The organism is Myroides sp. A21 (assembly GCF_000807225.1).
Taxonomy (GTDB): domain Bacteria; phylum Bacteroidota; class Bacteroidia; order Flavobacteriales; family Flavobacteriaceae; genus Flavobacterium; species Flavobacterium odoratimimum.
In genome coordinates this window covers 72,324-96,832 of the sequence record NZ_CP010327.1, presented here as the reverse complement: position 1 = coordinate 96,832, position 24,509 = coordinate 72,324, and the positions used below count along the sequence as shown (strand labels likewise).

Below are 24,509 nucleotides of genomic sequence, written 5' to 3'. Positions count from 1 at the left end.
TATGCAGGATAGTTTAAACGCATTAGTGAGTTACTTGAATACTCTAAATGATAAAGGATTTTATTATAGTTTGATGATTTTTAATGGAAATAATCTAAGGGTAGCTCTTATTCCTAATCACAAGGACACAATGGGAATAGATAAGTTCTCTATCAAGAAGAACTTTAATGAGTATGGTATTTCTGAGGTATTAGAACAAGTAGAAAATTATGTTGAATCAAAAATTAATAAAAATGAACCAATTAAAAATTAACATTCCAGAAGGCTTTAAGATTAAGTCTTTTGATGAGAAAACAGGAGAAGTAAACTTTGAACCACTTCCTAAAGATATCAAAGAACGCCTTAAAACGTTTGAGGATGTACTTAAGGAGAAGAATATGACCTTAGAGTACTTTAATGAGATTAGTGAGGAACTTCTACCTGATGAATTAGCTTATAGAAAGCTAAAGTTAATAGCAGGAGTATTAAATGAAGGTTGGGAACCTGATTGGTCTAATAGTAATGAGTATAAGTACTATCCATGGTTTAAAATGGGTTCTCCTTCGGGTGTCGGGTTCTCGTACGACGGCTACGATCGTTGGTATGCGGGTTCGAATGTCGGCTCTCGCCTTTGCTTTAAAAGCAGCGAATTAGCAGAGTATGCAGGAAAACAGTTTACAGATATATACAAAGATTTTTTAACACTTAACAATTAATAGAAATGAATACTATAACAGATAAAATAAAAACGTTTGAAGATGCTTGTCAAGCATTAGGAGTTAACATAGATGTAATGCCAATAGGATTACCAATTGAGCTTAAACATCATTTAAAAGCATTAACAGCTCATACAAAACTTGTAATCATAGCTGAAGCATTAAATGAAGGCTGGAAACCTGATTGGAACAATTGGAATGAAAGAAAGTATTATCCATGGTTTGAAATGGGTTCTCCTTCGGTTGTCGGGTTCTCGTCCGACGGCTGCGATACTTGGAATGCGTATTCGAATGTCGGCTCTCGCCTTTGCTTTAAGAACAGAGAATTGGCAGAGTACGCAGGAAAGCAATTTGAGAGCTTATACAAGGATTACTTTGTAATAGAATAAGAAATATAGGTTGTACAATGTTGTAGCTGTAGTTCTCCTTCGGGTGTCGGGTTCTCGTACAACGACTACGATAATTGGAATACGAATTCGAATGTCAGCTCTCACCTGAGCAATTCAAAATAAATATTGTAAACCTTACCTCTAGGTAAAAAATTAAAAATCTTTCAAGGGCGTTGGTAGCGTGAGCGAAAGCGACCTTTTTTAAAGCAAAGGCAATGAAAAGAATAGGTAATTTATTTCAGACAATAATAAGTGTTGAGAATCTAAAACAAGCAGATTTAAAAGCACAGAAAGGAAAGTCAAAACAATATGGTGTTAGACTTCACAATAAGAACAAAGAATCGAATTTACTAGAGCTTCATAGGATGTTGAAAGATAAAGAGTATAAAACTTCATCATATAGTGTTTTTAAAGTGTATGAACCAAAAGAAAGAGAAGTGTACAGACTTCCATACTTTCCTGATAGAATTACTCATCATGCTATTATGAATGTCTTAGAACCGATATTTGTTTCGACTTATACAGCTGATACATATAGTTGTATTAAGAAAAGAGGTATTCATGCAGCTTCATTTGCCCTTAGAAAAGCTTTAAAGAACAAGAAAGAAACAACCTACTGTTTAAAGCTTGATATAAAGAAGTTCTATCCGAGTATAGATCATGATATCCTAAAACAGCTATTAAGAAGGAAGTTTAAAGACAAAGACCTCTTATGGCTACTAGATGAGATTATTGACAGTGCACAAGGTCTTCCAATAGGAAACTATCTGAGTCAGTATCTAGCAAACTTTTACTTATCCTACTTTGATCATCAGATAAAAGAGAATATAGATGTCAAATATTACTTCAGATATGCAGATGACATCGTTATACTTCATCATGACAAGTATTACTTACATCAACTCTTAAAGATGATTAAAACACACTTTAAAGAGTCTTTAAAACTAGATGTAAAAGAAAATTGGCAAGTATTCCCTGTCGCATCAAGAGGAATAGACTTCGTAGGATATGTTCACTATCATACACATGTTAGACTTCGAAAAAGTATCAAGCAAAACTTTGCAAAGATGTTAAAGCGTAACCCTAATACAGCTTCAATAGCATCTTATAATGGTTGGTTAAAACATTGTAATTCAAAAACACTACAAAGAAAATTAATACCAAATGAACAATTTTAAAAATTTTAATATCAAACCAAGTTTAATAGGCTTCACTGGAGACAAGATAAAGATGGATAGAATCTTAAATACTGAGATTATAGTACATGACTATGATATCAAAGATTCAACAGTAAAGGCAGGAACAAAGCTTTTGACATTACAAATTTCAAGAAATGACACTAAACACATTGTATTTACAGGGTCAAAGGTTTTACAGGATATGATTCAACAAGTACCAAAGGAAAACTTTCCTTTTAGAACAACAATAGTTAGAGAAAGCGAACGATTAGAATTTACATAATTATGGAAGCAACAAAACAACAGAAGTTTAGAATTCGTAAGAATTGTGGCTTCGATATTGGGATAAAAGAGGAATTAGTCCAGTGGGCTACTTCGGATAATAATAAGACAAGTCTAAATGATTTATCCTATGAACAAGCACAGAGGATTTTAAGTGTTCAGGAAGGGGGTAGAAAATATGTAGATGGAAATAAGGAACAGAAAACAGAGAACTGGGGGCTGTTTGACAAGGATAACTCCAAACACAAATATATTCTTAGTTTACTTAGGCAATTGAGGTTGACTGTAGAAGTTAAAGGACGTGATGTAGCAGATATCAATAAACTAAGTAAATGGCTTAAGAGTGAAAGATCACCTGTTCAAAAGCCTTTAAAAAAGATGAGTTCTATTGAGTTGAGTAAGGTTATTGGAGCATTAGAAGGAATGATGAAAAAGAGATATAAATAAAATGGGTATGGATATGGTTATTGATAGTTTATATTTTTTAGCTGGTATTTGCGGTGCTCTTTTAGTAGGCTTTTTGATTGGGATGTTTTTTACTTATTGGCTAGTAAATGAAGATGATGAGTGATAGTAAGGTTAATAGTGAACAGTGGGTAGTTAGCAGAGAGTGCGAACACAAAGGAACAAAACATGGTGTAGTGATAACAAGTAATTGCACTGTGGAGACTATCAATGTGATATGTGATAGATGTGGTATCATAGTTGAAACAATTGTAGAAACATAGTATGGAAGTAAAGATAAAAATTAGTACAGATACATTGATTGCTTTGGGGAGATGGATTAGTTTAGTTAATACCATTAAAGACTCCAAAGGAATAAACAAAGTATATGTGAGTATTGGTTTAGAACTTTCTGATCGTTTTGAAAAGAAATGTAGAACAATAGAAAGACAAACGTCCATATTTGATTCTAAAAAGAAATATAGTACTAAGTTTAAGTATCATGAAGCTTGGGCACTGAAAGAGCTTTTAATAGGAATGATGACCTATGTTAGAGAAACAAATCAATTACACTATACTTTGTTAAGTAAGTTGATTAATGAATTAGATCAGAAATTAGTATGAATGAACAGTTAACAACCTATACGATACGCAGCAAAAACTCAATTAATGTTTGGGTGTTTAAATATGATTTAAACGGCTTTTTAAATGAGTTTAAGAATATGGAAGGTGTGCTTTCTGAAAAGCAGTTTCAATGGTTCTTTGTTCAAGGTAACTTTCCTTATTTAGAAGTAACTATTAAAGAGTGGAGCAAAAGACTGAAGAATAACTTCGAGATAGAAAAGAATCTTCCTGTACTTGACTTTGAAGCAATATGGAAACTATATGATAACAAAGTCAAAAGGGTGTTTGCAGAAAAGCAATGGAATAAACTTAATGATGCTGATAGAATTAAATGCTTTCTACATATACCAAAGTATCATAAACGAATTGCTAAAAGTAAAGAGGCACAAGCACACTTTAGTACCTATATCAATCAAAGATATTTTGATGATGAGGATTGAAGTAAAAGAGCTAACTGCTTAGTTAGTTAGCTCTTTTTTTTGTTTTTGTATATTTGTGAAGTAAAATGAATAATATGAAAAAGCTTATTACAGTACTATGTGTGTTTATGACACTGATCACGTTCGCACAGGATAAAGAATACTTAGCAAAATTGAAAGAGCCTATTTATACTACTGAAGATGCTATAAACTTATCTAAGGTTATACTGGAGTATTCTGATGTACCACTTAAACTATATAAAGCTGATGTAATTAGTAAAGGAAGTTACTTTTTTGTGAAGTATATACCTGAGAGTATAAGTAATGAAGAGTTTGCTATAGATGAGGACTATCCAAATAAATTGTATAAAAAAGCTATTACTTTCGCTTTTGTAATAGGTAGTGAAGGTGAAGATCTTAATTTAGAAAAAGAGGGTGTAACTACATATAAACTTAGAAAAGTACAAGGTCGTTATTTGACATTATTCCCTTATTGGAAAAAGTACTTCAATAGTAATGTAGATATTGAAGATTTATCTAAGAAAGGCTCAGATAAATATAATGGAATTTATTTCAAAGGCGATAGAGGATTTTGGGAGATAAACCATATAAATTAAAGTAAAAAACACCCACTTGATGGGTGTTTTTTTTTGCCCTATATTTGTGATATGGCAAGAGAGGTAACAATACGACTACACAAGGATATCAAAAAGGAATTTGATAAGCTATGTAGTATAAAAGAGTTTGGTGTACAGAAGCACACGACTGAATGGATCTTAAATGCTGTGGCAGTAAAATTCTACAAATCACCTAAGACTGTAGAGAATATAGTATTTGGTAGAACTTCTATCCACAAGAAGATCGCCAATCAGTTAACCTTGCTTTAAACATCAAAAGTAATAACCTCTACTCCTTTAAATTCGCCTTCCTCATACTCAGGAGTAGATGAGTAATCCATACAAATACACTCATAAGTAATGTTCCAAAGATTCCCTCCTCCTCCAATATCAAGAGGAAAGAAAGCTATTCTACGCATAGAGGAATAATTCTCTCCACTGGATGCATGTAGTACTTTATTAATCTTATCCATTATCTCCAAGAAGTTTAAGGCATCCGATTGGTTAAAGCTCTCGTGATAGGTATCTGCAAAGGTCTCATAGAAGAAAAACACATCTACTTGCATTAGTACTTTTTGAACATTCGTGCCCACATCCTCCATTTGTTGAGATCTGAATGCTAAGAATACGGCTGGAGCAGGAAAAGGATGTTCCATCTCTAAGTTAGTGACTTGATCATTCCAAAGGTCTACCCATTGGATCTGTTCAATCTTTATTAATTTATTACTAAGCTCTTTATATAGTTCTACAAAATTTTGCATTATTATTTGGTATTAAAACGTTTTTGAATCTGAGCAAATAACCACATGTCAACTTGTTCCTTTCCTTTTTGGGTATATCCTAAAAATTGTCTTTTTGGATATTTGATATCAACTTTACGAGCATGTCGCTGCACCTGCATCCTCTTATCACTATTCTTTATTTTTCTATGGTGTGGTTTAACATACTGAATGGCACGTACCCTTAAACCAAAATTATGAACTGCAGCATAAGGCACATGAGTTCCGAATTCAATTGTTGTCTCTGTCTCTGAAAGTACAGCTAAGCTTTTCATCAAAAAGGCAGTGTCTATCAGTATAGCTCCCCCTTGTCTTCTGTCGGGTTTCTTTCTCTTTTGCCATTTTACAAAAGATACATCTGTAAAGCCTTGTCTTCTAAAACTCTCAGTAAACCAGTTTAGATAACTCTCTCTGGCATATATTCTAACATCTTTTTTTAAACCTTCAGCAATAGCTGCGAAATCAGGTGTTTGTAATTCGCTCATAGTTTTGTATATTTGCAATGAGTGAGGGAAACAATGTTTGTCAAGCTCGGACCTAAAAGCCAACTATTATTAGTTGGCTTTTAGCTTTTTAAGCTCAGTTAAAAACACTCCTTGTAGGATATCATCCCTATTCACTTCAATTGCTCTGTTATTGTATATTACAATTACTTCTTTTAACCATTTAGACGTACTGTTGGTTACTTCTCCTTTAATCATCCTATTTACAATCACAATATCAAGATTTTTGAAAGAGTTGGTAAGATCAAAAACAACTGTAGAAGTACCTTGTTTCTTGGCGCTTTTTAATCCGTTTTTGATCCCCTTATAATTGTCCTGTTTAAAGTTTACTTTTAGATCAGCTACCTTGTTATCTACTAATAACTCAGGGTTCTTAATCCCATTAGCAATGTTCTCATCTAAATGCGGTCTGATGTTTACATTCTTTTTAAGATTGTCAACAATCACTTTACTACTTGCGATGTTTTGCTTTAGATCCGTTTTGTCAGCAAAGATGTTAATCGTCAAGGCTTTCTTACCTGCCTTATACGCCACTTCACTAGGAGCATTTAGCTTGGCTAGTTCAGCGTTACGCACTGCATTTGTGTCTGTATTTAATAGCTTAAAATAGGTTGCTTTCTTGGTAAATATTTCCTCATCTATAGCTACATTCCCTTTGAAGTTCACTTTTGGTAATTTGTCATAGTTAACAGGTGTAGGATCTGCAGCAGTATTCATTACATCACATCTACAACTCCAATCCAGTGGAGGGAAATGATCCTTCCAAAATGGCGATTCGATGGGCTGTATAATCCCATCTAATAAGATGTGCTCAGGGCGTACTCTATCATCGCCCACCGTGCGGAACTCCAAGTTAGGGAATAAGTCTTGTGCCTCTAAAAAGCCTTGCCACTTCTGCGCCATTTGAGCAGCGGATCTAGCTGTATTATATTCTGTCCTTAGGTAGTTCTCGTTAAACTGCCTGTTTAATGCTCTTACCCCCTCACGGAACTCTTGGTAGGTGCGAAGTCTTCCATCTGCAGTAACTAATAACTTGTTTATGGCTTCAAGCTGTGTATATGTCTTGGCACAAGAGAATGAGTATATGTTCTTCTTTAATTCAGTAGGTAAAGTCCCCTTGTTATCCCCAGGGAACTTACCCCACTCTTTGCCATAACCTTTGCCTGCACCTTCAGACAAATCATTATACGTCTGCGTGATTAGATCCTGGTTAAGATCAGAAGGCTTCATTTTTCCTTGTTGTAGATCTCTTGCAATCTTGTCAATCAATTTGTCATACTGAGAAAAGTCTAAAGCAATAAGATTGTGCTCACAACACAGATTCTGATACAGTGAATTAATCTTATCCCATAGAGCTGTTAGTTCAGGTTCAGGCTTTTTTTTTTAGCTTCTTGTTCAGAATTAGTGTTAGTACTCTTTTGGTTTAAGATCTTGAATCCCGTTTTTTGACTTACCTCTTCTGTGTCTAATTCGAAATGAGGAGCTAAGGCTGAAATCATTTCTTTTATCTCCGTTGGGTTTTGCGATTTTGTGTTATCCCAATCAAAGTAATACCCTTTTAGTGGAGCGTAAACTGGGCTTAACTTAATTAAACGAGGAATTAAATGCTGGTTAATTACGTTCTTTAAAAGTAGTTTATCCGATTCAAATCTATCTTTAGCCAGCTTAAACTGAATCTCTGTAGAACCCACATAGGCTTTTGCATCAGTCAGTCCAGAACCACCAAGGATACGTTTAGAAGTTCCATTATCAATACGCTCTAAGAATAAGTCAAAGTTCTGAGGGTTTCCCCCTTCCGTTCCTTTAATCTCAAACTTTTCATTTCCACGACCAACCATGTATCCTGATGCCCTATAATTAGCAGCAGCTTCAGCTAGTTCTCTTAAACGTGCATCATCTTCACGGTCTGTGGTAATGAATAAATTACCAACCCCATACTTCTCCAAGTAATCCAACCAAGAACCAACTCCTAACTTTTTTGCTAGTAAGTTAGGTGTCATATCAGCCAACATACCCAGACTTTTGTCTTTACCTACTTGGATATAATAGTCAGCCATCTTACCTGTTCTAAAATCCCATCCTGTTTGATCACCAGGAGACTTTAGAATAATGCCTTTTTTTGTATTAACATATTGCATTGGAATCTCTTCGACTTCCATTAGTTCCCCATTCGAATCTAATTCCCAAATCTCAATTACTTTAGTCCCTTCAAAACGACTCATCAATGTTAAACGAATAAACTCTTCGAACCACGTACGTTCAAAAAACCACGTAATATCCTTATTCTCATTGCCTGCATCGTTCACCATTTTAAAAGGCGAACGCTGACAGAACAGGATACGCGAATCTACAGTACTGGCTAAGTGATCATCTAACCAAAGGGTTCTATAGAGTGAAGCTAATTCGCTCTTATCAGGTGTATCAGGATCTGTAGCCATCAGGATAGCTGTTCTCCAGTCATCCAAACTCTTTGCCATTAAACTTTCGGCTTGATACTGTACTTGATTAGAGTATGAGTCGCCCTTGGCTCGTGCATATACTTTTAGATCTCTGAGTGGAGTTCTATTTAGTACATAGGCAAAGGCTTTTGTTTTTAATGTTTTAAACCAATTCATACTTATATATAAAAGTTTTTGTTTGAATTATTTCCATAGATGCTATTTGATTTAGTAGCTCCGTTTTCATCCGTTGGCTTTGGCAATTCATTTAGCACTATACGCCCTGTACTGATTTGATTAAGTTGTCGCATAGCCTCTTCGTAATCATCAATAGTACTTTGATTGATTTTTCGAGGAGCATTCCTGCGAAAAACATCATACAACGTCAGTTTGGTGATAATTCTAACAAGTAAAGGGCTATGAATAGGATTGTCATGGTTAAATGTCTTATCGACATCGTATCTGTTAGATAAGTAACTCTTGACAATTTCTATATTTTCTGCCTCTGCACGATCTATTACTAAAGGATCATCCTTAGTTGACTCCTCAATGAATCTTTCATAGGAGTGCGTGGTTAGGTTCTCTTTATTTATGTATATCATATTACCATCTGTTAGAAGATTGATTGTAATTACCTGTAGTAGATTTGTATGCGGCTGTATTGTTGCCTGAATCATCTACTGCGTATTTTTGGCATTCGTCTGTTGCCCCTTTTTTGGCATCAGGATAATCGTCTTTGGTTTTATAACCAGGTTCTATTCCCATCAATTGTCCTTTGGCTACTTGATGATCTCTTTTGTGTTTTAACTTCTCATTATAAAAGAACCTTCTATTTTGATAGTATGGCTGTAAAGACAGAATACGGTCATACTTATTAATACCCGGGTTTTTACGTTTAATGATATTTAACTGAATGCCATATTTCTTCTCAGCAAGTTTTATAGCATCCTCAATGGCATCATTCCAGAACTGAGCTTCAAATACCCAATGAATGACAACAGATGCAGGAAGACCAATCTGTGTAATACACATATAATCTAATACCTCTGCAATCTTACACTGCTTGACAAAACAATCAATCTCCCAAAAGTCACGTCCTTTAACGCCTTGAATCACGACTGCATTATAATCAGAAGTCTTCGTACCAGCATAGGCAACATCCCAATACCCAAAAATGATTTTAAAGGTGTTTAAACGCGGTAAAGGTGCATACTGTATGTCATCATTTTTGAAAATAGTTCCTTCAATATGTGGTTCATTGTTATACTCCGCATGTGCTGCTAACACTCCAATCTCTTGCTCTAGTTCTTTAAAATAATTAGGGGCATACTTTGCTTTCCAACGAGGTTCGTATGTAACAGGATCGTAGGCATTCACACGGTGTACAAGCCAATCAGGGTGTCGTTCCTGTAAAATGATTTGCACCATATTAGGAGCAAATCTATTGTTGGCATATAGGAACATTCTGACTTCTCCATCCATAGTCGGCAGTAGATCTCGCTCTACCCATTTAGCAATCTTTTCTTGGCGTGCTGGGTTTTGTACTAAGTCTTTGGTTTCGCAGTCATCCATTACGATTATGGTAGGTCTTTTTGACTTGACACGCAAACCACGGACAGACTGTCCCATCCCTAAAGCTTGTCCTACAAAACCACTACGAGTGACAAAAAAGCCTGACTCCCAATTGCCAGGATTGTGCTGTACACCAAAGTCATTTATAATTTGAGGATTGGCTTCAAACTCAGCTCTTAAATCTTCGAGTAGTTGTTCAGCTCTATCCTTGTTATTCCCTACTAAAACAAGGTAAACATCAATACCATTAATCCACAACCAAAACGGCAATAGTACATCAGCAAATACGGACTTCGCTTGTGCACGTCCCCATTCTAAAAAGGCTTTAATCTTTTGGTTAGCCCTTGCTTTATTAGCTAAATCAATATGAAAATCAGGTACCTCGCAAGTGGCAAAATGAGGGAAATATCTCTCTACACAAGCCTTAAAACTCTTTTTGGCTAATGCCATTTCGCGATTGCGTTCTGCTTCTGTTTCAAAAGGATTTAAGTGCACAGAGTTGGCACTTAATTCCAGTCGCTTTTTATAGCGCTCTAATGCATCTTTATCCTTTTTTTTCATTTTAGTTCTTGATTACCTTGTTAGCAGTAGTATGTGTGATTTCGTTTTTGTTGAAATCAAAAAACATATTGGTGATTACTTTAACCTTATACCTGTTGTGATCGAGTTTCTTTTCTTTAATAACTTGACCTACTTCAAACCCAACTCCCTTACGAAGTAAGTGGGCTCCTATTTCTAATCTCCATTGACTCAGTGGTGCTCTGTTGACCATTAGATTTAAAATCTTTTTAAACATGTTATCCTAATTTGTTTGCGATTGATTGAATGTGTGCTCTTTGAAAGTCAATTGTCTGTAAATACAATTCCTTATCATAGTTAGATAGTGACTGAAAGATATCTTCCATTACTTCCATATATGTTGATAGAGAGGTTTTAAAATCCTTCTCCATCTTCTCTAAGGCTTTTTGATACATCCCAACCTCCTGAGCAATACGAGTCGTTTCCTTCTTTAGTCTGAGTACCTCAGGTTTATCTCCATTGAATTCGGCTACTTTAATCTGTTCTAATACATCTAGTGTTGACTCGGTTAGTTCTGAAATTACTTTCTTAATGTTCTCTGCTCTGTTTGTTGAGTTGTTTAGCTTGGCATCTCGAAGCGCTTTCCAGTTGTACTTGGTTACCCAACTACTAACAGTCTTCTCTGTTACCCCTAACTCTTCAGCAATTTCCTTTTGTGTTTTGAAGAAGTCTATGAAGTATCTCTTTGCAAGTTCTTGCTCTTTTTTCTTAGCCATTATCTACCATTTATTACCATTATGACAGTGCAAAAATGTATCTAAATAGCGAGGTTAAAAATTTAGAAAAACAACTTAGTATTTGTGTGTAACTAATTTAGTATTGGTGTGTTACTAAGTTGTTTTGTCAATTTTTTCGGGTTGTGAAAACGTCCAATATTTGCATCAGAAACAAAACAAGAGGTATGAAAAAAAAGCCTTTAAACATATTGGCAAGTGTGCATAACATTATAGCCTTATCAGAGCAGTATCCCTTCGAGATTAGTGCTAAGGGTGGTAAAGATGTAGCAGAGATCAGAATAACAGGTGCTATTCATCAATACCAGAATTCGGCTACTGAATTTAAAAGACAAGTAGATGAGTTGCTCAAGCAAGGTATTAAGAATGTAAATCTGTATATCAATAGTCCAGGAGGTTCAGTATTCGAAGCGAATGAGATCGTCAATGAGATCAAGAAGTTTACAGGTAAGATAAAAGGCTATGGAGGTGCACTGGTAGCCAGTGCAGGTACCTATATCGCCTTGAACTGTGATGAGTTTGAGATGAGTAACAATGGGCAATATATGTACCACAAGCCTCTAACCTATACACAGGGCAATGAGGATAAGATTAGCAGTGAACTCAAATTGCTTCAAAATTTGACTAATCAATACCGAACAGCTTACGCTACTAAAACAGGAATGAGTGAGGATGAAATAGAATCTCGCTGGAGTAAGGGCGATGTGTGGCTCAGTGCTAAGGAGGCTTTAGAACAGGGATTTATCAGTAGTGTGAGCAATGACAAGCAGGCAATCACAGAGAGTGATGTAGCTATGATAACAGCATGTGGAGCGCCTGTAATACCTGTAATACCTGAAAGAACAGAAAGTAAAAATCAAGATAATAATATGACAAGAGAGCAAATTATCGCAGCCTTTAAGCTGCCAGCAGATGCAACCGATGAGCAGATCCAAACGACAATCGCAAAAAGTCAGGAAGATGCTGCAAAGTATCAAGCGAACAAGACTAGTGCGGAAACAAAAGAGAAGGATATCGCTAATACTATGGTACAAGCCTTTATAGACTCCAAACAAATCGCAGCTGATACTAAAGAGCAATGGGTAAAAATGGCTGTCAATGACTATGATGGTACTAAGGCAATATTAGCGACACTACCTAAACCTTCTAAGTTATCTGAACAGGTAGATGCTGGAGCATCAGAAGGAACTAGAGCAAACTGGACAGTAGCTGATTATTTAGACAAAGATCCTGAGGCGTTGAGTGCATTGGCTATTAGTGATCCTGAGAAGTTTGAGAAAATTAACGAGGAGTATTATAAATAGTTAACGGTTTACAGTTGACAAGTAGTGTTTTAAACCCTGTTTAAACAGGGTTTAAATGAATTTAAAACAAGAACAGAACAAGAGAAATATATGAAGAAATTATTTAGATTATTTCTTGTAGCAGTATTATTTGTTACAGGAATGGGAATTAGTCACGCTTTAGGGTTGAATACAACTGAGAGTGTACAAATGGCAGCAGTAACTGCTGTTCCTTCTCAGCTAAAAAACACGATAGCTGAGAAAGAAATGCTTAAACAGTTAAGACACGTACACAGTTGGGTGGGTGAGATTAGAAGTAGACAAAATTGGGTAAATAATGATACTATCAAGATACCTAAACGAGGAAAAGCTCCATCAGTACTAATTGATAATACCAACTATCCAATCGTTAAAAACAATAGAGAGGACAGCCATGTAGTGGTATCACTACACAAGTTTGATACAGAAAATACTGTTGTTACTGACGATGAACTATATGCATTGCCATACGAGAAGACCTCAGATGTACAGATGCAACATCGTGAGACATTAGAAGATACTACAGCAGAATATGGTATTTGGGGACTAGCTCCACAAAAGGCTAAAGAAACAGAAAATCTTTATGTAGTAGAAACAACTGGTGAAGACGATAAAACAGGTAGACTGATGTTGACTTCTAAAGATCTTCGAAAACTACAAGAAAAAATGAATAAAGCAGGTATCGACAAGAAAGGTCGTGTGCTAGTTCTATCTGATGATCACGTAAGTGACTTGCTAGAAGAAGATAGAAAATTCTATACCCAATATCAAAATCACACTGAAGGTGTCATTAGTAAAAATTACTATGGATTCATCGTGTATGAAGATTCTACTAACCCACAATACAATGATTCATTAGAAAAACTTCCATTTGGCAGTGCAACTGTTGGACGTACTGCTTCTGTGGTATTCCACAAAGGAAGTACAGCTAAAGCTACAGGAACTGTGAAACGCTTTATGAGAGATGCGAGTAATGATCCTGAAATGAGAGAGAGTACTATTGGTTTCCGTTTATGGCATATTATCGTGGCTTATGGTGTAGAAGGGTCTGCAGCTATTGTGTCAGGGAAAGCCTAATTAATTATGAATTAGGAATTAGGAATTAACGTGGTGTGTAACGGCACGGATTGCAAATCCGCGCCAACTAAAGAGAGAGATATGGTATTAACAACACAAGAGATAAAGGATGCGAACTTAGAGTTTAGTACTCAGGTAGCATACTTGGCAGAGGTAGAAAAACCTCTGAAACTAAGACAAAAACAAAGTGTGTTTTTGAATAATATAGCAAAGTTGATTACCTGGGCAAATGCACAAGGTTATGAGTTGACTGCTGGAGAGATGTGGCGTAGCGATCAGCAACAAGCCTTGTATAAAAAGCAAGGGCTAACTAAAGCATCAAGATCTAAGCATCAGGATAGGCTGGCATTTGATATTAATCTATTTATCAATGGGGTTTATCAAACAGGTAGAGAAGCTTATAAACCACTTTCGGACTATTGGAAAAGTTTACATCCTGATAATGTAGCAGGCTATGATTGGGGGTGGGATGCAAATCACTTTGAAATGAAGTAATGGATAAACTCGAAAAGAAGTGTTGGGTTATATGGTTTATTGTTGCATTTGCATTAGTCTTTCTTACAAGTTGTAAGACTAAAGAAAGGATCATTACTAATGATGTAGTGACAACGATAGAAAAGACTGTGACTATCCGAGATACTATTATTGAGATAGCAAAAGATTCTAGTTACTATAGCGCTTATATAGATTGTATCAACAATAAACCAGTACTCAAACCAAAGGATTCTAAATCAGGTAAAAGCCTTCAAAAACCTACTGTGAAGCTAACTGATGGCTTATTAGAGGTAGAATGTGAGACAAGAGCTCAACAACTATTCTTTCAGTGGAAAGAACAGTATATCAAAGAAAACAAATCACAACACACCAATACTCCAGTATATATAGAAACACCCTTTCGATGGTATGAAAAAGTGTTGTTAGTTATCGGTGCAATAACACTGACTATTCTAATAGGCTACGCAGGAGTAAGTGTATATAAAATCTTAGTAAGAAGATGACAAAAGAAGAATTAAAGAAAATATCAGACAATGTGTTAGAGCAATTTCCAAATGCCAATGAAGTGTATGCTACAGCAGATGGAAATGTATTCTTAGAAGAAAATAGAGCTCGCTTACATGCTAAAGGTGGGATAGTAATCCCATTTGAGCGAGAATTAACAGAAGATGTACTGCCAGGTAGTAAAAGAGCAACTGTAGCAAATACAGTAAAATGGGTACTACAGGCTAAAACATTAGAAGAATTAGAATCATTTGAAGATGATGATCGAGCTGGTGTGATTAAAGCAGTGGAAACACAGCGACAAAAGCTTAGTGAAGAAACAAGTGATACAGTTGCAACAGATAACACAACTAAAGTAGAATAGTATGGCACAGTTAGCTGGTGTAAATATAGAAAAATTAGAGGGCGGTCTACAGCGACTTGCTCAAGGTACAGATGATCATATCGGTATGATAATCAGCGTACCAACTACAGCAGTAGAGATAGCTAAAGTTATTCAAAATGAGGGGAAAGGTATTGTCATAAAGGCTGCATACGATGTAGAGAAAATAGGTATAAACGCAAGCTTCGATGTCAATCACAATGTCAATACCTATAATCAGATCGTGGAGTTCTTTAGACTTGCTCCTACTGCTACATTATACCTATTTAATTCTGATAAGAAAGAAGACTTAGTGTCTTGGATTAATCAGAATAAAGAAATTAAAGGTATCGGTTTAAACAAAGTGTATGCTACAGGAGAAACAGGGGAAGTAACTACTAAGTTAAAAGCAGATGTAAAAGAACTCCAGTTACTAGTTAACGACTTCTCTAAAGAGAATCGCCTAATCGACTTCGTGTGTATTGGTGCAGATGGATTAACAGATTATACAACTAATCTTTTTGAATTAGAAGCGCCACACGTTTCTGTATTTGTCTCTTGTGAGCAGTCTGATAAAAAGGTATCTATTGGTTCTGTTCTAGGTATGTTAGGTATTCGAAAGATCTCAGAGAATTTAGGATCTGTGGATGTAGAAAACAAACCACGTGATAAACGAGGACGTGGAGACTATCCTCTTACAGATAACCTATTAGATAGATGGCTTAACTCTTACCTGCCTGATGGGCGATCTATACAGAAGTTAGATAAGTCAGAACTCAATGCTCTTATTGCTAATGGATATATAGTAGCTGCAAGCTATGAAGGGTATCCAGGTTACTTCTTAGAGAACTCTTATACGTGTGTAGATAGAGGTAGTGACTTCGCACAAATCGAAAATAACAGGGTATGGAATAAGGCCGCTCGTATCATTAGAGCAACCCTACTACCCCGTGTAAAGAGTAAAGTAAAGAAAGATCCATCAACAGGATATATCGCTACTACAACTGTAGCGTATTGGGAAACGCTATTAAACAAAGCTTTAAATCAACTTATTATAGATGAGGATATCAGCGGATTTGACGTATATATTGATAGTAAACAAGTAGTCAATTCGACTGAACCTGTTAAGATCAAAGCGAGAATCGTAGCAGATGGCATCGTACACGAGTTTGAGGTAGCGTTAGGATTAACTAATAATTTATAAAAATGGCATTACCAACAATCATAAATAAGTTCGGAACCCTTCAAGGTTGGAACAATGTAACTGTAAATCTATTGGGTAGGGACTTAGAAGGTATCACCCAACTGGCTTACAGTGATAAAACAACTAAGGAAAACGTAAGAGGTGCTGGAGCATATCCAATCGGGCGATCAAGGGGGAACTATGAAGCTACTGCTTCTATTACTCTATTAAAAGAGGAAGTAGATGCATTACAGTTAAGTATAGGTCCAGGGAAAAGAATACAAGATATTGCTCCTTTTGACATTCCTGTTATCTATGAATTAGAGTCTGGAATGATCCGCACAGATATCTTGCATAACTGTGAGTTTACAGATAAAAGTATAGATGTCAAACAAGGTGATGGAACTATCGCAGTTCAGTTGCCACTAATCATATCACATATCACATGGGTTTAGAAAATAAAGAAAAGTTAGAAGTAGTAAAGCCATTTACTGAGAATGAAGTTGATCAACACGCTGGTAAAGTAGCAGGAAGACGAAACTTAAGAGAAGTTAGTATCATCACAGATGATGGCTATGAGTTTGTATATCTCATTAAAAAACCAACACGTTCAGTGATGGAGGCTATCACAGATAAGAAAAAAGACAATGATCTAAATGCAGTAGCTAAACTTATGCTTGGCTGTGTACTGGAAGGAGATCGAGAAGCTTTTGAACATGATGGGGCAATCTATGAAGAGTTACTCAAAGCAGTAGCTGCATTAATCTCTACTGCTGAAGGTCACTTAAAAAAGCTATAGCCAGCAACTGGATAAACCCTGAGGATGAAGCTGGCAACGAATTGCAAAAAATAAATGCAATCCTCAGGTATCACTATCGCATCGACCCTGATGAGTTAAGTGATCAGGAGTATGCACAGAAGTTTCAAGACTGGGTGTATGTGACAAGGGTAAAAAACGATACACAGATAGCACTACTAGAGAATACGCTACAAAAAGTGCTGTACAAGTTAACAAACGAAATATTCACAGCTCTAAATAGTAAATAGATGTCAGGTAATAGCACAAAAACAAGCTGGATATTAGAGTTAGTTGATAAAGTATCAACACCTATTAGAGATGTAGTTAACAATATAGACGCTGTAGAAAGGGCAACAACGGCTTCGTCTAGTTCAATAGATAATCAAAAGGGCAAAGTAAAAGAATTAGAAAAAGAGTATGGTGTTTTAAAAAAGGAAGCTCTTCTTGCTCAGTTAGAACTTAATAAAATAGCAAGAACAAGAGCTAAAACTACCAATGAAGAGGAGGTTAAAAAACTTACTGAACAGTTTGAATTAGCTAAAAAGAAAATAGAGGAATATGAGAAAAAAATTATCTCAATCCGAAATGAAATAGCTTTTACTATTTCAGAAATACACGCCCCTTTAGAACAAGTAAATCAGGAAGTAGTAAGAGGAACTACAAACTGGGGAGAACTAGCAATCGGAATTAATCAAGGAATTGAATTAATTCAAAAAGCAACTTCAGCATTAGACTTCGCTGTGAAAGGCAAAGAACTGGAGACACATGTGAGAAGGTTAACGGATCTGAGTAATGAGCAACTATTAGAATATGTTGCTAACTCAAATAAAATAGCAGATGTGTATAAAAAGGATGCTACAGATGTAGCTAATACAGTACATATCATGACAAAATCTCTAGGAGGCTCGTATCAATATAACTTTGATCTAATCGAGGAAGGTATCAAAAAGGGGGCTGATGTCAACAATGAGTTATTAAGCTCAATGAAGTCAAATGCTGGAGCATTTCAGCAAATGGGACTCTCTGCTAGAGATGCAATCGCTATTATGGCTAAATCAGCTAAAGATGGGTTATCTCCAAAAGATGCTTTAGACAGTATTAAAAAAGCTGGTAACTCTCTAATGGAAATGACATCTAAGCAAGAGAAAGCACTAGCAGGTATTGGGGTAAAGACTAAAGATCTTGTAGGTAAAACAAGTTGGGAAGCAGTTCAAATAGTATCTAATGCTATGAAAGGATTAGATACACAATCAAGAGCTACTGCAATGGCTCGGATATTCGGTACAGCTGGTAAGGAATCAGGTTTAGCCTTCGTGGAAGGTTTAGCTGATGAACTACCCAATCTAAATGATATGCCTGAAGTGGAAGAGGCAGCAAGTGGAATGAAAGGTTTCTTCTCAGATGTGAAAAGCTGGGGAGCAGATGCCTTCGGAACTGTAGCTGTATATGCACAACAGCTCTCACCTATGTTTCAGATGCTTGCAGGAGGTATCCCCTTAATACAGGCACTCAGTAAAGTAACTTGGTTGCAATCAATTGCGACTAAAGCATGGACAGCTGCACAATGGTTGTTAAATGTAGCGATGGATGCAAATCCATTAGGAGCAACTGTAGCCGCATTAGTCTTCTTAATAGGATTAGTTTATGCAGCAGTGGATAGCTTTGATACATGGGGATCAACAATCCTTTTCTTACTAGGGCCGATAGGTTGGTTAATAGAAGCTATCGTTTTAATTGGAAGGCATTGGGATAGCATCGTAGAAGCATTTGAATCTGATGGTATTGTTGGAGCTTTAAAGCGAATAGGTTTAGTCCTACTCGATGTGCTTATGCATCCTATTCAAAAAGTGTTAGGATGGGTAGCAGAACTGACAGGATGGGAATGGGCAAAAGATGCAGCTAATACAGTAGAAGAATTTAGACGAAAAAACGATCTGATCACTCCTGAAGAAAAAGGAGAAAAAAAGGAAGAAAAGAAAGAGCCCAGTGTAAATGACTTTCTGCAAAGTAATGCAGAACGTCTAAAGTATTCGCCTACTGAGGATGCAAAAAACAAAAACAAGAAAGGGAAAGAAGGCAATGGACTGAATGTAGGATCAGGAAGTAATGGAGTTAAATCCATTACGATGAATCTAACAGTCAATAATACATTTGGTGTAAACAGAGATACTAATATAAGAGATATAGCAGATAAAGTAACAGGATATGTGAATGATCAGCTAAGAGATGCACTAATAAATATAGGATAAAATGGATGCAAGATTTGGGGTAGCTCCCTTATTAAAAGCTGCGTTTGGAGTTAACACTCCAATCTTTATACCATGGGCATTTCAAAAGAAATTACCACCTAAATTGAAATTCGACGATGTAGAATTCAACATTATAGAAGAATCAGATCGTAAGAGTTGGATGGGGACTCCTATAATGTTCTCAGGATCATTCTTAGGAGAAAACTATAATGTATATGATAAGAAGACAGGAGAATTAGAAAAAGTAAGTATGTCCAATTTTGATTTACCTGCTGCAACTGTATTCCAATTTCGTAGAGCTAAGAACCTTGTAAGAACAAATGTCAGTGGAGCAAATGGAACCGTAAAGGAACTATACGGCTTTGATGACTGGGTAATTGATGTGAAAGGACTCATTTTAGATGAACCCAATCAAACTGCTAAGGAACAATTAGAAGAGCTAATCAAATGGCAAGAATTAGCTGACTCTATATCAGTATCAGGTGATCTATTCGAAACATTAAATATAGAAAGAGTTTGTATTAATGAGTTTGAATTTAATATTCCACAAGGAACACCAGGAGTTATTGCTTATACAATGACTATGTTGAGTGATGATCCTTTAGAGTTTTAGTCTATGTTATTAGTTATGCAATGTAAGATTGTATTTCCTGCTACAGATAAAAGAAAAAGAGAAATAGTACTTCATAAAGTAAGTGGTATGACCTTCGAGAGTAGTTATAAGGAAATCGTATCAAGAGGAGAACTTACTCTACCTCGTAATATCAAGCCGTTTGAGAATAACTCAATTAGGAAGATGTTTAGCAAAGGAGATCCAGTAATCATATCATTCGGTTATGGCTATGAAGTAAAAGAAGAGTTTAGGGGTTATCTCTCAGAGATATCAGCAGATATCCCTGTAGTGCTAAAGTTCGAAGATGAGATGTTTAAGATTAATAAGCTTCCTGTTAACTTTTCTTCTCCTAATATATCCTTAGAAAACCTTCTAAAAAAGATTATCCCTGGTTATACCATAGAGGTGCTGGATGGTGTGGAACTTGGGGCTGTACGGCTATCAGATACACAAGTAGGCCCCGTACTGGATAAGCTGAAACAAAGTTGGGGATTTATGACCTACTTTAAGGATGGTAAAGTCATTTGTGGTAAGTATGTAGCCACAGAGACTGATACTCCTGAAGCTAAATTTGACCTTGAGAGAACGTGTGTATCTACTGCTCTTAATTATAAGAAGAAAGAAGATGTACTAGTGCGAATCAAGTGTGTTAGTACCCTTAAAAATGGTAAGAAATTAGAAGTTGAAATTGGTGATAAAGATTTGAATGCTGATGTTTTGAAATTGCCGTTTATGCATGTAACAGTCAAAGCAGAATTAGAGAAACAAGGAAAACTTGCTTATAACAAGTATAAACAAGATCGCTTCGATGGTTCATTCACAGCCTTTGGAATTCCTTCTGTGAGACATGGTATGAAAAGTTCTCTAACTAGTCAGCAGTTTCCTGATCGTGAGGGGAAATACTACATCGAGAAGGTAACAAAAACATTCGATGATGGAGGAATCAGACAAGAAATTAGTTTAGGGGCTAGAGTTGTTCCAAAAGAAGAAAAAGAATAGTATGGGAAATGTATCAGAATTTTCAAATTTAATCGCTCAGCGAGTTAAGGAAGGACAAGAGGTACAAACAGCTTGGGTAACTGTAAAGGAGGTCAATTGGGAAGAAAAGACCATGACTTGTACTGGAGTTGTTGATGATCTTGATTATTATGATACTATACTTGGACTGGGTAGTGAGGTAAAAAAGCCAGCAGTAGGATCTACTGCTCTTATTGGTATTATCTCTAATAATTCAGGAAGTACCTTTTTGATTTCCTCTGAAGATATAGAGGAAATAGAATATAAGGCTGGAGAAGCAATACTGAATATCAAACAAGAAGGGTTTACAATCATTAGTGGTTCTGAGTCGCTTAAACAGTGTTTAAACGATATGATAGATGAACTTAACAAGATAATAGTTATTCAGGGTACTACGATAAATGTAGCTGCTATGAATGCGATTAAAGAGCGTTTAAACACTGTTTTAATAGAATAAATATGGCAATAGATAAAGCAACATTAACAAGTTTACTACAACAGGCATTTGATAAAACAAGTGATGTGATAGTAGATCCTGCACAGGCAAGAAAACAGTTAGCTATAGATATCGCTAATGCTGTAGACTCTTATGTAATTGGTCGTGAAACTGTAGTGACAGGTACTTCTGTGAGTGGAGGTGCTGTAACTGGTAAAGGTATTATACAATAATGGCTACAAAAGGAATACTACTTGACTCTACTGGAGATCTACTTATCAAAGATAAGCAGATGGTAGTGGGTGACTCTGAAATGCAAGAGGTTGGAGTTATCCTGATGATGAACCAGGGCGAACAAAAGTTCGAACCTTATCTAGGGGCTAACCTAATAAACTTAGTAGGTACCAAGGTCAAACACTTCGAGCTAAGTAGCCGTATCAAAACACAGATGACTTTAGATAACAAGAGATACGAGGATATTAAAGAAAAAATACAAACAACAATAAAATGACAGAGGTTTACTTAGTTATATCTGGTGCACTTGGAGCTTTTCTTACAGCACTCATCCAATGGATATTCAATAAGAAAGGACAGAAAGAAGATGTTAGAACAAAAGCGATAGACAATGAAGTGAAACTGGCAGATTATTATAAACAGATGCTGGATGATCTACAAGCTAGATATGAATCAAAGTTTAATGATGTCGTGAAACTCTATGAAAGTAAAGAGAAAATATTACGAGATGAAATCACTTTACTTAATCGAAAAATAAAGGACTTGAAGACTGAAAACTTAGCTCTTCGAAGACGATTAAAAGAACTAGGAGATGAAACGAAAAACAGTAGTAATTAGCAATCAATCTTTGTTAGATGTGGCTTTAGTAGAATATGGTTCTGTACTAGCTGTTTTTGATTTAGCCTTAAACAATAATCTGAGTATAACTGATACTGTGCCTGCTGGTACTGAACTTAAACTAATTGCAACCGATGAGATGGATGTAAATGTGCAGGACTACTGTATAAGAAAGTCGTTAAACATCGCTACAATGAGTGAATTAGACGAGAGTATGAGAGGTTTTGACTTCATACTAGCTAACTTAATACCTAATATCTAATGGCAAGAAGTACTGAAGAAATAAAAGATAGTATGACTACTGAGTTTATCAGTAATGAGACTATTATAGATAAATACGATTTAGATCCAAACAAGAACTTTGAACAGCAGTTTAGTAAGGTGTCTTTAGAGAACATCTTATTTGACTTGATGTCATTTGTGATTGTTTACTTAGAGAAGCTGTTTGATTTGTTTCGAAAAGAAGTTGATGCTGATATCGCTAAATCTCGTGTACACACTCAAAAGTGGTATAGAGAGAAGGCTCTTGCATTTATGTATGGATATACTCTTAGTGAATCAGATATCTATGATGTGGAAGGGTTAAATGATGATCAGATAAAGAAGGCTAAAATCATAGCGAATGCAGCTGCACAGAAAGAAACTACTGGAGGACGTGGAATACTTCGCTTGAAGGTAGTTAAACTTAAAGGTGATCAGTTAGTTCCGTTAGATGCTAAAGAACTAAGTGCATTTACAAGCTATATGAATCTAGTAGGTGATGCAGGTACATACGTGCTCCCTACTACAGATATCGGTGATGATCTTAAGTTAGAATTAGACTTGCATTATGATCCACTTATACTTGACTCTACAGGTGCTAGATTAGATGGTACCAATAACGAACCAGTAACTACTGCAATCACTCAATACCTTAAAAGTATAGAGTTTAATGGGGAGTTTATCAAGTCTGAACTATCAGATGTAATTCGCCGTGTAGAGGGTATAAAATATGTGAATATTAAAGGAGCTTGGACAAAGTATGCTAATTACAGTTATACTACAACTGACATTGTAAACGCTGGTATAGTAGATGAAATTAGACGTCCTGATGCTGGATACTTGATATTAGATATTGAAGAAACAAAGTATAAATATATTGCTCGTGAATAACATTTATAGATTTGATTTTAAACGGTTCATCAAATTGTTTATTCCGATAGCGTATCGCAATAAAACAATACTGGAGCTATTTGGTTGTTTCTTGTTTCCTATAAAACAGCTTCATCAACGCTTTGTGAATTATCGCAAAGAGGTTATTCAAAAGATGAGTTACAATTCTCAAGTAGTCTATATGCAGAAAATGCTGAATGATTACTTTGATCCGTTTTTAAGACGTATACGAATTGAAAACAACTCCATAGATGATAGAGTGCTGTTCTATACAGAACCTCGAAATAAACCAGTGTACTTCGGTACTCAAAGATTCTTTTCGGATAGATGGCAGAGGAACTATGACTTCTTAGTCATAATTCCAAAGGATGTCATCTTAAATGATAAAGAGAAAACACAAATGAAAAACTTAATAGAGTACTATAAACTGTACTCTAAAAACTATGAAATAAAGTATGTCACAACATAAGTCATTAACGATACAGTCAGAAGGGTTTCCAGCCACAATAGAAACATGGAACGTCTTAAACGATAGTGTACAACACGCTTTAGGTGTTACTGCTAATATCATCGGATCTAATGTAATCCTAAAAGGATGTGATCAGTACAATCAAGGTAATGAAACCTATGTAACTGATGGTCTTATCACAATAGATAAGCAGATCTATTCATTTAAAGGAGGCAAGAAAACTCAGGGTGTTACCCTTATTATAGAAAAGACACAAGCTGTCTATGATACTAACTCAGGTAATGCTAAGGAGATGCTTCCAGTATATGAGTTTACATACGCTAGTAATGGCGGTTCAGGACAGAGTATTATTCCGTGGGATAGTTTTGTGAGGGTTAGTGATTTGAAGCAAATAACATCTGACTTAAAAGAATTTAGACAAGTTCAAAGTGATGTATTGTATTTGAATTCTAATAAGGTTCTTGCAAAAGGTTCTTTTGTTTTTGTTGTTAATAAAGAACAACAAACATTTGTAAGAGAATTTGAAAACGAAGTAGATTATGACTTTAAGGTGTTTTTCTCTCTGACTTATGCAGGAGGAACGCTGCATGATGAACTGGAGCTTCCTAATGTATTCTGTATTTCTAAAACATCTACTTATGTACAGTTTGAAGTAAGAGGAAAAGTACCATCAATACCTATACACATGAGTTATACACTAGATTGGTTCATATTAAAAGAATAAGAA

The 24,509-nt window shown here is 35.7% G+C and carries 38 protein-coding genes; 30 read left to right on the top strand and 8 right to left on the bottom strand.

From position 1 onward, the window contains the following. Position 1: 1 nt before the first annotated feature. From MYRA21_RS00485 to MYRA21_RS00440, 10 genes are all read left to right on the top strand, one after another. Complete coding sequence (locus tag MYRA21_RS00485) at positions 2–253, top strand: hypothetical protein (RefSeq protein ID WP_039328152.1); 252 nt, start codon at positions 2–4, stop codon at positions 251–253. Beyond that, positions 234–695: a hypothetical protein gene (locus tag MYRA21_RS00480; RefSeq protein ID WP_052237523.1), complete on the top strand. Its 462-nt coding sequence runs from the start codon at positions 234–236 to the stop codon at positions 693–695. The genes MYRA21_RS00485 and MYRA21_RS00480 overlap by 20 nt, the downstream gene beginning before the upstream one ends. A 5-nt stretch (positions 696–700) precedes the next feature. Then, positions 701–1,084, top strand: coding sequence for a hypothetical protein (locus tag MYRA21_RS00475; RefSeq protein ID WP_052237522.1), 384 nt, complete (start codon positions 701–703; stop codon positions 1,082–1,084). Between the two features lie 215 nt (positions 1,085–1,299). After that, on the top strand, positions 1,300–2,262 hold the full coding sequence (locus tag MYRA21_RS00470) for an RNA-directed DNA polymerase (protein WP_039328149.1): 963 nt from the start codon (positions 1,300–1,302) through the stop codon (positions 2,260–2,262). Continuing rightward, positions 2,249–2,545: a hypothetical protein gene (locus MYRA21_RS00465; protein WP_039328146.1), complete on the top strand. Its 297-nt coding sequence runs from the start codon at positions 2,249–2,251 to the stop codon at positions 2,543–2,545. The genes MYRA21_RS00470 and MYRA21_RS00465 overlap by 14 nt, the downstream gene beginning before the upstream one ends. A gap of 2 nt (positions 2,546–2,547) precedes the next feature. Beyond that, positions 2,548–2,991: a hypothetical protein gene (locus tag MYRA21_RS00460; RefSeq protein WP_039328143.1), complete on the top strand. Its 444-nt coding sequence runs from the start codon at positions 2,548–2,550 to the stop codon at positions 2,989–2,991. Positions 2,992–3,273: 282 nt separating this feature from the next. After that, positions 3,274–3,612 (top strand): hypothetical protein, encoded by a 339-nt coding sequence (locus MYRA21_RS00455; protein WP_039328140.1) that lies wholly within the window; start codon positions 3,274–3,276, stop codon positions 3,610–3,612. Further along, a complete protein-coding gene (locus tag MYRA21_RS00450; RefSeq protein WP_052237521.1) occupies positions 3,609–4,052 on the top strand; it encodes a hypothetical protein in 444 nt (147 codons plus the stop codon). Before MYRA21_RS00455 ends, MYRA21_RS00450 begins: the two co-directional genes overlap by 4 nt. Positions 4,053–4,126: 74 nt before the next feature. Further along, positions 4,127–4,648, top strand: coding sequence for a hypothetical protein (locus MYRA21_RS00445; protein ID WP_144246089.1), 522 nt, complete (start codon positions 4,127–4,129; stop codon positions 4,646–4,648). A gap of 51 nt (positions 4,649–4,699) precedes the next feature. Next, complete coding sequence (locus MYRA21_RS00440) at positions 4,700–4,918, top strand: hypothetical protein (RefSeq protein WP_039328134.1); 219 nt, start codon at positions 4,700–4,702, stop codon at positions 4,916–4,918. Here MYRA21_RS00440 and MYRA21_RS00435 read toward each other — a convergent pair. The 8 genes from MYRA21_RS00435 to MYRA21_RS00400 form a co-directional block, all read right to left on the bottom strand. Then, positions 4,915–5,409, bottom strand: a complete 495-nt coding sequence (locus tag MYRA21_RS00435) for a hypothetical protein (protein ID WP_039328131.1) — start codon at positions 5,407–5,409, stop codon at positions 4,915–4,917. The two genes, MYRA21_RS00440 and MYRA21_RS00435, sit on opposite strands and share 4 nt — an antisense overlap. 2 nt (positions 5,410–5,411) lie before the next feature. Next, positions 5,412–5,912: a phage virion morphogenesis protein gene (locus tag MYRA21_RS18645; protein WP_052237520.1), complete on the bottom strand. Its 501-nt coding sequence runs from the start codon at positions 5,910–5,912 to the stop codon at positions 5,412–5,414. A gap of 69 nt (positions 5,913–5,981) precedes the next feature. Continuing rightward, complete coding sequence (locus MYRA21_RS18640) at positions 5,982–7,199, bottom strand: phage minor head protein (RefSeq protein ID WP_052237519.1); 1,218 nt, start codon at positions 7,197–7,199, stop codon at positions 5,982–5,984. Between the two features lie 89 nt (positions 7,200–7,288). Beyond that, positions 7,289–8,545: a hypothetical protein gene (locus MYRA21_RS00420; protein WP_052237518.1), complete on the bottom strand. Its 1,257-nt coding sequence runs from the start codon at positions 8,543–8,545 to the stop codon at positions 7,289–7,291. A gap of 2 nt (positions 8,546–8,547) precedes the next feature. Next, entirely contained in the window at positions 8,548–8,970 is a 423-nt protein-coding gene (locus MYRA21_RS00415) for a phage protein Gp36 family protein (RefSeq protein ID WP_039328128.1), read from the bottom strand. A gap of 1 nt (position 8,971) precedes the next feature. Next, positions 8,972–10,501: a hypothetical protein gene (locus MYRA21_RS00410; RefSeq protein ID WP_052237517.1), complete on the bottom strand. Its 1,530-nt coding sequence runs from the start codon at positions 10,499–10,501 to the stop codon at positions 8,972–8,974. 1 nt (position 10,502) lies between these two features. After that, positions 10,503–10,736, bottom strand: coding sequence for a hypothetical protein (locus tag MYRA21_RS00405; protein WP_039328126.1), 234 nt, complete (start codon positions 10,734–10,736; stop codon positions 10,503–10,505). A gap of 1 nt (position 10,737) precedes the next feature. After that, complete coding sequence (locus MYRA21_RS00400; protein WP_039328124.1) at positions 10,738–11,235, bottom strand: helix-turn-helix domain-containing protein; 498 nt, start codon at positions 11,233–11,235, stop codon at positions 10,738–10,740. A 185-nt stretch (positions 11,236–11,420) separates the two neighbouring features. Here MYRA21_RS00400 and MYRA21_RS00395 point away from each other — a divergent pair, with 185 nt between their 5' ends. The 20 genes from MYRA21_RS00395 (at position 11,421) to MYRA21_RS00305 (ending at position 24,506) form a co-directional block, all read left to right on the top strand. After that, the gene (locus MYRA21_RS00395; RefSeq protein ID WP_039328121.1) at positions 11,421–12,557 is read left to right on the top strand and encodes a head maturation protease, ClpP-related; all 1,137 of its coding nucleotides are present in this window, start codon (positions 11,421–11,423) and stop codon (positions 12,555–12,557) included. A 90-nt stretch (positions 12,558–12,647) separates the two neighbouring features. Further along, positions 12,648–13,652: a hypothetical protein gene (locus MYRA21_RS00390; RefSeq protein ID WP_052237516.1), complete on the top strand. Its 1,005-nt coding sequence runs from the start codon at positions 12,648–12,650 to the stop codon at positions 13,650–13,652. 81 nt (positions 13,653–13,733) lie between these two features. Continuing rightward, entirely contained in the window at positions 13,734–14,147 is a 414-nt protein-coding gene (locus MYRA21_RS18635; protein ID WP_052237515.1) for a M15 family peptidase, read from the top strand. Further along, positions 14,147–14,650 (top strand): hypothetical protein, encoded by a 504-nt coding sequence (locus MYRA21_RS00380; RefSeq protein WP_039328118.1) that lies wholly within the window; start codon positions 14,147–14,149, stop codon positions 14,648–14,650. The genes MYRA21_RS18635 and MYRA21_RS00380 overlap by 1 nt, the downstream gene beginning before the upstream one ends. Continuing rightward, a complete protein-coding gene (locus MYRA21_RS00375) occupies positions 14,647–15,015 on the top strand; it encodes a hypothetical protein (protein WP_039328115.1) in 369 nt (122 codons plus the stop codon). Before MYRA21_RS00380 ends, MYRA21_RS00375 begins: the two co-directional genes overlap by 4 nt. 1 nt (position 15,016) lies before the next feature. Beyond that, the gene (locus MYRA21_RS00370) at positions 15,017–16,216 is read left to right on the top strand and encodes a DUF2586 family protein (protein ID WP_052237514.1); all 1,200 of its coding nucleotides are present in this window, start codon (positions 15,017–15,019) and stop codon (positions 16,214–16,216) included. 2 nt (positions 16,217–16,218) lie between these two features. Then, complete coding sequence (locus tag MYRA21_RS00365) at positions 16,219–16,650, top strand: hypothetical protein (protein ID WP_039328112.1); 432 nt, start codon at positions 16,219–16,221, stop codon at positions 16,648–16,650. Continuing rightward, entirely contained in the window at positions 16,641–16,994 is a 354-nt protein-coding gene (locus MYRA21_RS00360; protein WP_039328110.1) for a hypothetical protein, read from the top strand. Before MYRA21_RS00365 ends, MYRA21_RS00360 begins: the two co-directional genes overlap by 10 nt. Before the next feature lie 41 nt (positions 16,995–17,035). Then, a complete protein-coding gene (locus MYRA21_RS18875; protein WP_144246088.1) occupies positions 17,036–17,242 on the top strand; it encodes a hypothetical protein in 207 nt (68 codons plus the stop codon). Continuing rightward, complete coding sequence (locus MYRA21_RS00355) at positions 17,243–19,243, top strand: phage tail tape measure protein (protein ID WP_039328107.1); 2,001 nt, start codon at positions 17,243–17,245, stop codon at positions 19,241–19,243. Position 19,244: 1 nt separating this feature from the next. Beyond that, entirely contained in the window at positions 19,245–19,856 is a 612-nt protein-coding gene (locus MYRA21_RS00350; RefSeq protein ID WP_039328104.1) for a DUF6046 domain-containing protein, read from the top strand. 15 nt (positions 19,857–19,871) lie between these two features. Continuing rightward, positions 19,872–20,855 (top strand): hypothetical protein, encoded by a 984-nt coding sequence (locus tag MYRA21_RS00345; RefSeq protein WP_144246087.1) that lies wholly within the window; start codon positions 19,872–19,874, stop codon positions 20,853–20,855. A gap of 1 nt (position 20,856) precedes the next feature. Beyond that, positions 20,857–21,330, top strand: coding sequence for a hypothetical protein (locus tag MYRA21_RS00340; RefSeq protein WP_039328099.1), 474 nt, complete (start codon positions 20,857–20,859; stop codon positions 21,328–21,330). 2 nt (positions 21,331–21,332) lie between these two features. Next, a complete protein-coding gene (locus MYRA21_RS00335; protein ID WP_039328097.1) occupies positions 21,333–21,542 on the top strand; it encodes a hypothetical protein in 210 nt (69 codons plus the stop codon). After that, complete coding sequence (locus tag MYRA21_RS00330; protein WP_039328094.1) at positions 21,542–21,820, top strand: hypothetical protein; 279 nt, start codon at positions 21,542–21,544, stop codon at positions 21,818–21,820. The genes MYRA21_RS00335 and MYRA21_RS00330 overlap by 1 nt, the downstream gene beginning before the upstream one ends. Continuing rightward, positions 21,817–22,161, top strand: coding sequence for a hypothetical protein (locus MYRA21_RS00325; RefSeq protein ID WP_039328091.1), 345 nt, complete (start codon positions 21,817–21,819; stop codon positions 22,159–22,161). The genes MYRA21_RS00330 and MYRA21_RS00325 overlap by 4 nt, the downstream gene beginning before the upstream one ends. Then, positions 22,136–22,423, top strand: coding sequence for a hypothetical protein (locus MYRA21_RS00320; protein ID WP_039328089.1), 288 nt, complete (start codon positions 22,136–22,138; stop codon positions 22,421–22,423). The genes MYRA21_RS00325 and MYRA21_RS00320 overlap by 26 nt, the downstream gene beginning before the upstream one ends. Further along, positions 22,423–23,313 carry a hypothetical protein gene (locus MYRA21_RS00315; RefSeq protein WP_039328086.1) on the top strand — a complete coding sequence of 297 codons (891 nt, stop codon included), beginning with the start codon at positions 22,423–22,425 and terminating at the stop codon, positions 23,311–23,313. The genes MYRA21_RS00320 and MYRA21_RS00315 overlap by 1 nt, the downstream gene beginning before the upstream one ends. Beyond that, positions 23,306–23,782: a hypothetical protein gene (locus MYRA21_RS00310; RefSeq protein WP_144246086.1), complete on the top strand. Its 477-nt coding sequence runs from the start codon at positions 23,306–23,308 to the stop codon at positions 23,780–23,782. The genes MYRA21_RS00315 and MYRA21_RS00310 overlap by 8 nt, the downstream gene beginning before the upstream one ends. Next, positions 23,769–24,506, top strand: a complete 738-nt coding sequence (locus MYRA21_RS00305; RefSeq protein WP_039328079.1) for a hypothetical protein — start codon at positions 23,769–23,771, stop codon at positions 24,504–24,506. The genes MYRA21_RS00310 and MYRA21_RS00305 overlap by 14 nt, the downstream gene beginning before the upstream one ends. Positions 24,507–24,509: the final 3 nt, after the last annotated feature.

What these genes read in the sequence shown, in the direction of transcription:
- MYRA21_RS00415 (WP_039328128.1), bottom strand. Translation starts at nt 8,970, where the DNA reads ATGATATACATAAATAAAGAGAACCTAACCACGCACTCCTATGAAAGA.
- MYRA21_RS00355 (WP_039328107.1), top strand. Translation starts at nt 17,243, where the DNA reads ATGTCAGGTAATAGCACAAAAACAAGCTGGATATTAGAGTTAGTTGAT.
- MYRA21_RS18645 (WP_052237520.1), bottom strand. Translation starts at nt 5,912, where the DNA reads ATGAGCGAATTACAAACACCTGATTTCGCAGCTATTGCTGAAGGTTTA.
- MYRA21_RS00315 (WP_039328086.1), top strand. Translation starts at nt 22,423, where the DNA reads ATGGCAAGAAGTACTGAAGAAATAAAAGATAGTATGACTACTGAGTTT.
- MYRA21_RS00455 (WP_039328140.1), top strand. Translation starts at nt 3,274, where the DNA reads ATGGAAGTAAAGATAAAAATTAGTACAGATACATTGATTGCTTTGGGG.
- MYRA21_RS00395 (WP_039328121.1), top strand. Translation starts at nt 11,421, where the DNA reads ATGAAAAAAAAGCCTTTAAACATATTGGCAAGTGTGCATAACATTATA.
- MYRA21_RS00435 (WP_039328131.1), bottom strand. Translation starts at nt 5,409, where the DNA reads ATGCAAAATTTTGTAGAACTATATAAAGAGCTTAGTAATAAATTAATA.
- MYRA21_RS00375 (WP_039328115.1), top strand. Translation starts at nt 14,647, where the DNA reads ATGACAAAAGAAGAATTAAAGAAAATATCAGACAATGTGTTAGAGCAA.
- MYRA21_RS00440 (WP_039328134.1), top strand. Translation starts at nt 4,700, where the DNA reads ATGGCAAGAGAGGTAACAATACGACTACACAAGGATATCAAAAAGGAA.
- MYRA21_RS00325 (WP_039328091.1), top strand. Translation starts at nt 21,817, where the DNA reads ATGACAGAGGTTTACTTAGTTATATCTGGTGCACTTGGAGCTTTTCTT.
- MYRA21_RS00370 (WP_052237514.1), top strand. Translation starts at nt 15,017, where the DNA reads ATGGCACAGTTAGCTGGTGTAAATATAGAAAAATTAGAGGGCGGTCTA.
- MYRA21_RS00380 (WP_039328118.1), top strand. Translation starts at nt 14,147, where the DNA reads ATGGATAAACTCGAAAAGAAGTGTTGGGTTATATGGTTTATTGTTGCA.
- MYRA21_RS00480 (WP_052237523.1), top strand. Translation starts at nt 234, where the DNA reads ATGAACCAATTAAAAATTAACATTCCAGAAGGCTTTAAGATTAAGTCT.
- MYRA21_RS00410 (WP_052237517.1), bottom strand. Translation starts at nt 10,501, where the DNA reads ATGAAAAAAAAGGATAAAGATGCATTAGAGCGCTATAAAAAGCGACTG.
- MYRA21_RS00470 (WP_039328149.1), top strand. Translation starts at nt 1,300, where the DNA reads ATGAAAAGAATAGGTAATTTATTTCAGACAATAATAAGTGTTGAGAAT.
- MYRA21_RS00350 (WP_039328104.1), top strand. Translation starts at nt 19,245, where the DNA reads ATGGATGCAAGATTTGGGGTAGCTCCCTTATTAAAAGCTGCGTTTGGA.
- MYRA21_RS00335 (WP_039328097.1), top strand. Translation starts at nt 21,333, where the DNA reads ATGGCAATAGATAAAGCAACATTAACAAGTTTACTACAACAGGCATTT.
- MYRA21_RS00330 (WP_039328094.1), top strand. Translation starts at nt 21,542, where the DNA reads ATGGCTACAAAAGGAATACTACTTGACTCTACTGGAGATCTACTTATC.
- MYRA21_RS00365 (WP_039328112.1), top strand. Translation starts at nt 16,219, where the DNA reads ATGGCATTACCAACAATCATAAATAAGTTCGGAACCCTTCAAGGTTGG.
- MYRA21_RS00345 (WP_144246087.1), top strand. Translation starts at nt 19,872, where the DNA reads ATGCAATGTAAGATTGTATTTCCTGCTACAGATAAAAGAAAAAGAGAA.
- MYRA21_RS00475 (WP_052237522.1), top strand. Translation starts at nt 701, where the DNA reads ATGAATACTATAACAGATAAAATAAAAACGTTTGAAGATGCTTGTCAA.
- MYRA21_RS00420 (WP_052237518.1), bottom strand. Translation starts at nt 8,545, where the DNA reads ATGAATTGGTTTAAAACATTAAAAACAAAAGCCTTTGCCTATGTACTA.
- MYRA21_RS00400 (WP_039328124.1), bottom strand. Translation starts at nt 11,235, where the DNA reads ATGGCTAAGAAAAAAGAGCAAGAACTTGCAAAGAGATACTTCATAGAC.
- MYRA21_RS00405 (WP_039328126.1), bottom strand. Translation starts at nt 10,736, where the DNA reads ATGTTTAAAAAGATTTTAAATCTAATGGTCAACAGAGCACCACTGAGT.
- MYRA21_RS18635 (WP_052237515.1), top strand. Translation starts at nt 13,734, where the DNA reads ATGGTATTAACAACACAAGAGATAAAGGATGCGAACTTAGAGTTTAGT.
- MYRA21_RS00445 (WP_144246089.1), top strand. Translation starts at nt 4,127, where the DNA reads ATGAAAAAGCTTATTACAGTACTATGTGTGTTTATGACACTGATCACG.
- MYRA21_RS00340 (WP_039328099.1), top strand. Translation starts at nt 20,857, where the DNA reads ATGGGAAATGTATCAGAATTTTCAAATTTAATCGCTCAGCGAGTTAAG.
- MYRA21_RS00305 (WP_039328079.1), top strand. Translation starts at nt 23,769, where the DNA reads ATGTCACAACATAAGTCATTAACGATACAGTCAGAAGGGTTTCCAGCC.
- MYRA21_RS00390 (WP_052237516.1), top strand. Translation starts at nt 12,648, where the DNA reads ATGAAGAAATTATTTAGATTATTTCTTGTAGCAGTATTATTTGTTACA.
- MYRA21_RS00465 (WP_039328146.1), top strand. Translation starts at nt 2,249, where the DNA reads ATGAACAATTTTAAAAATTTTAATATCAAACCAAGTTTAATAGGCTTC.
- MYRA21_RS00485 (WP_039328152.1), top strand. Translation starts at nt 2, where the DNA reads ATGCAGGATAGTTTAAACGCATTAGTGAGTTACTTGAATACTCTAAAT.
- MYRA21_RS00460 (WP_039328143.1), top strand. Translation starts at nt 2,548, where the DNA reads ATGGAAGCAACAAAACAACAGAAGTTTAGAATTCGTAAGAATTGTGGC.
- MYRA21_RS00360 (WP_039328110.1), top strand. Translation starts at nt 16,641, where the DNA reads ATGGGTTTAGAAAATAAAGAAAAGTTAGAAGTAGTAAAGCCATTTACT.
- MYRA21_RS00450 (WP_052237521.1), top strand. Translation starts at nt 3,609, where the DNA reads ATGAATGAACAGTTAACAACCTATACGATACGCAGCAAAAACTCAATT.
- MYRA21_RS00320 (WP_039328089.1), top strand. Translation starts at nt 22,136, where the DNA reads ATGAAACGAAAAACAGTAGTAATTAGCAATCAATCTTTGTTAGATGTG.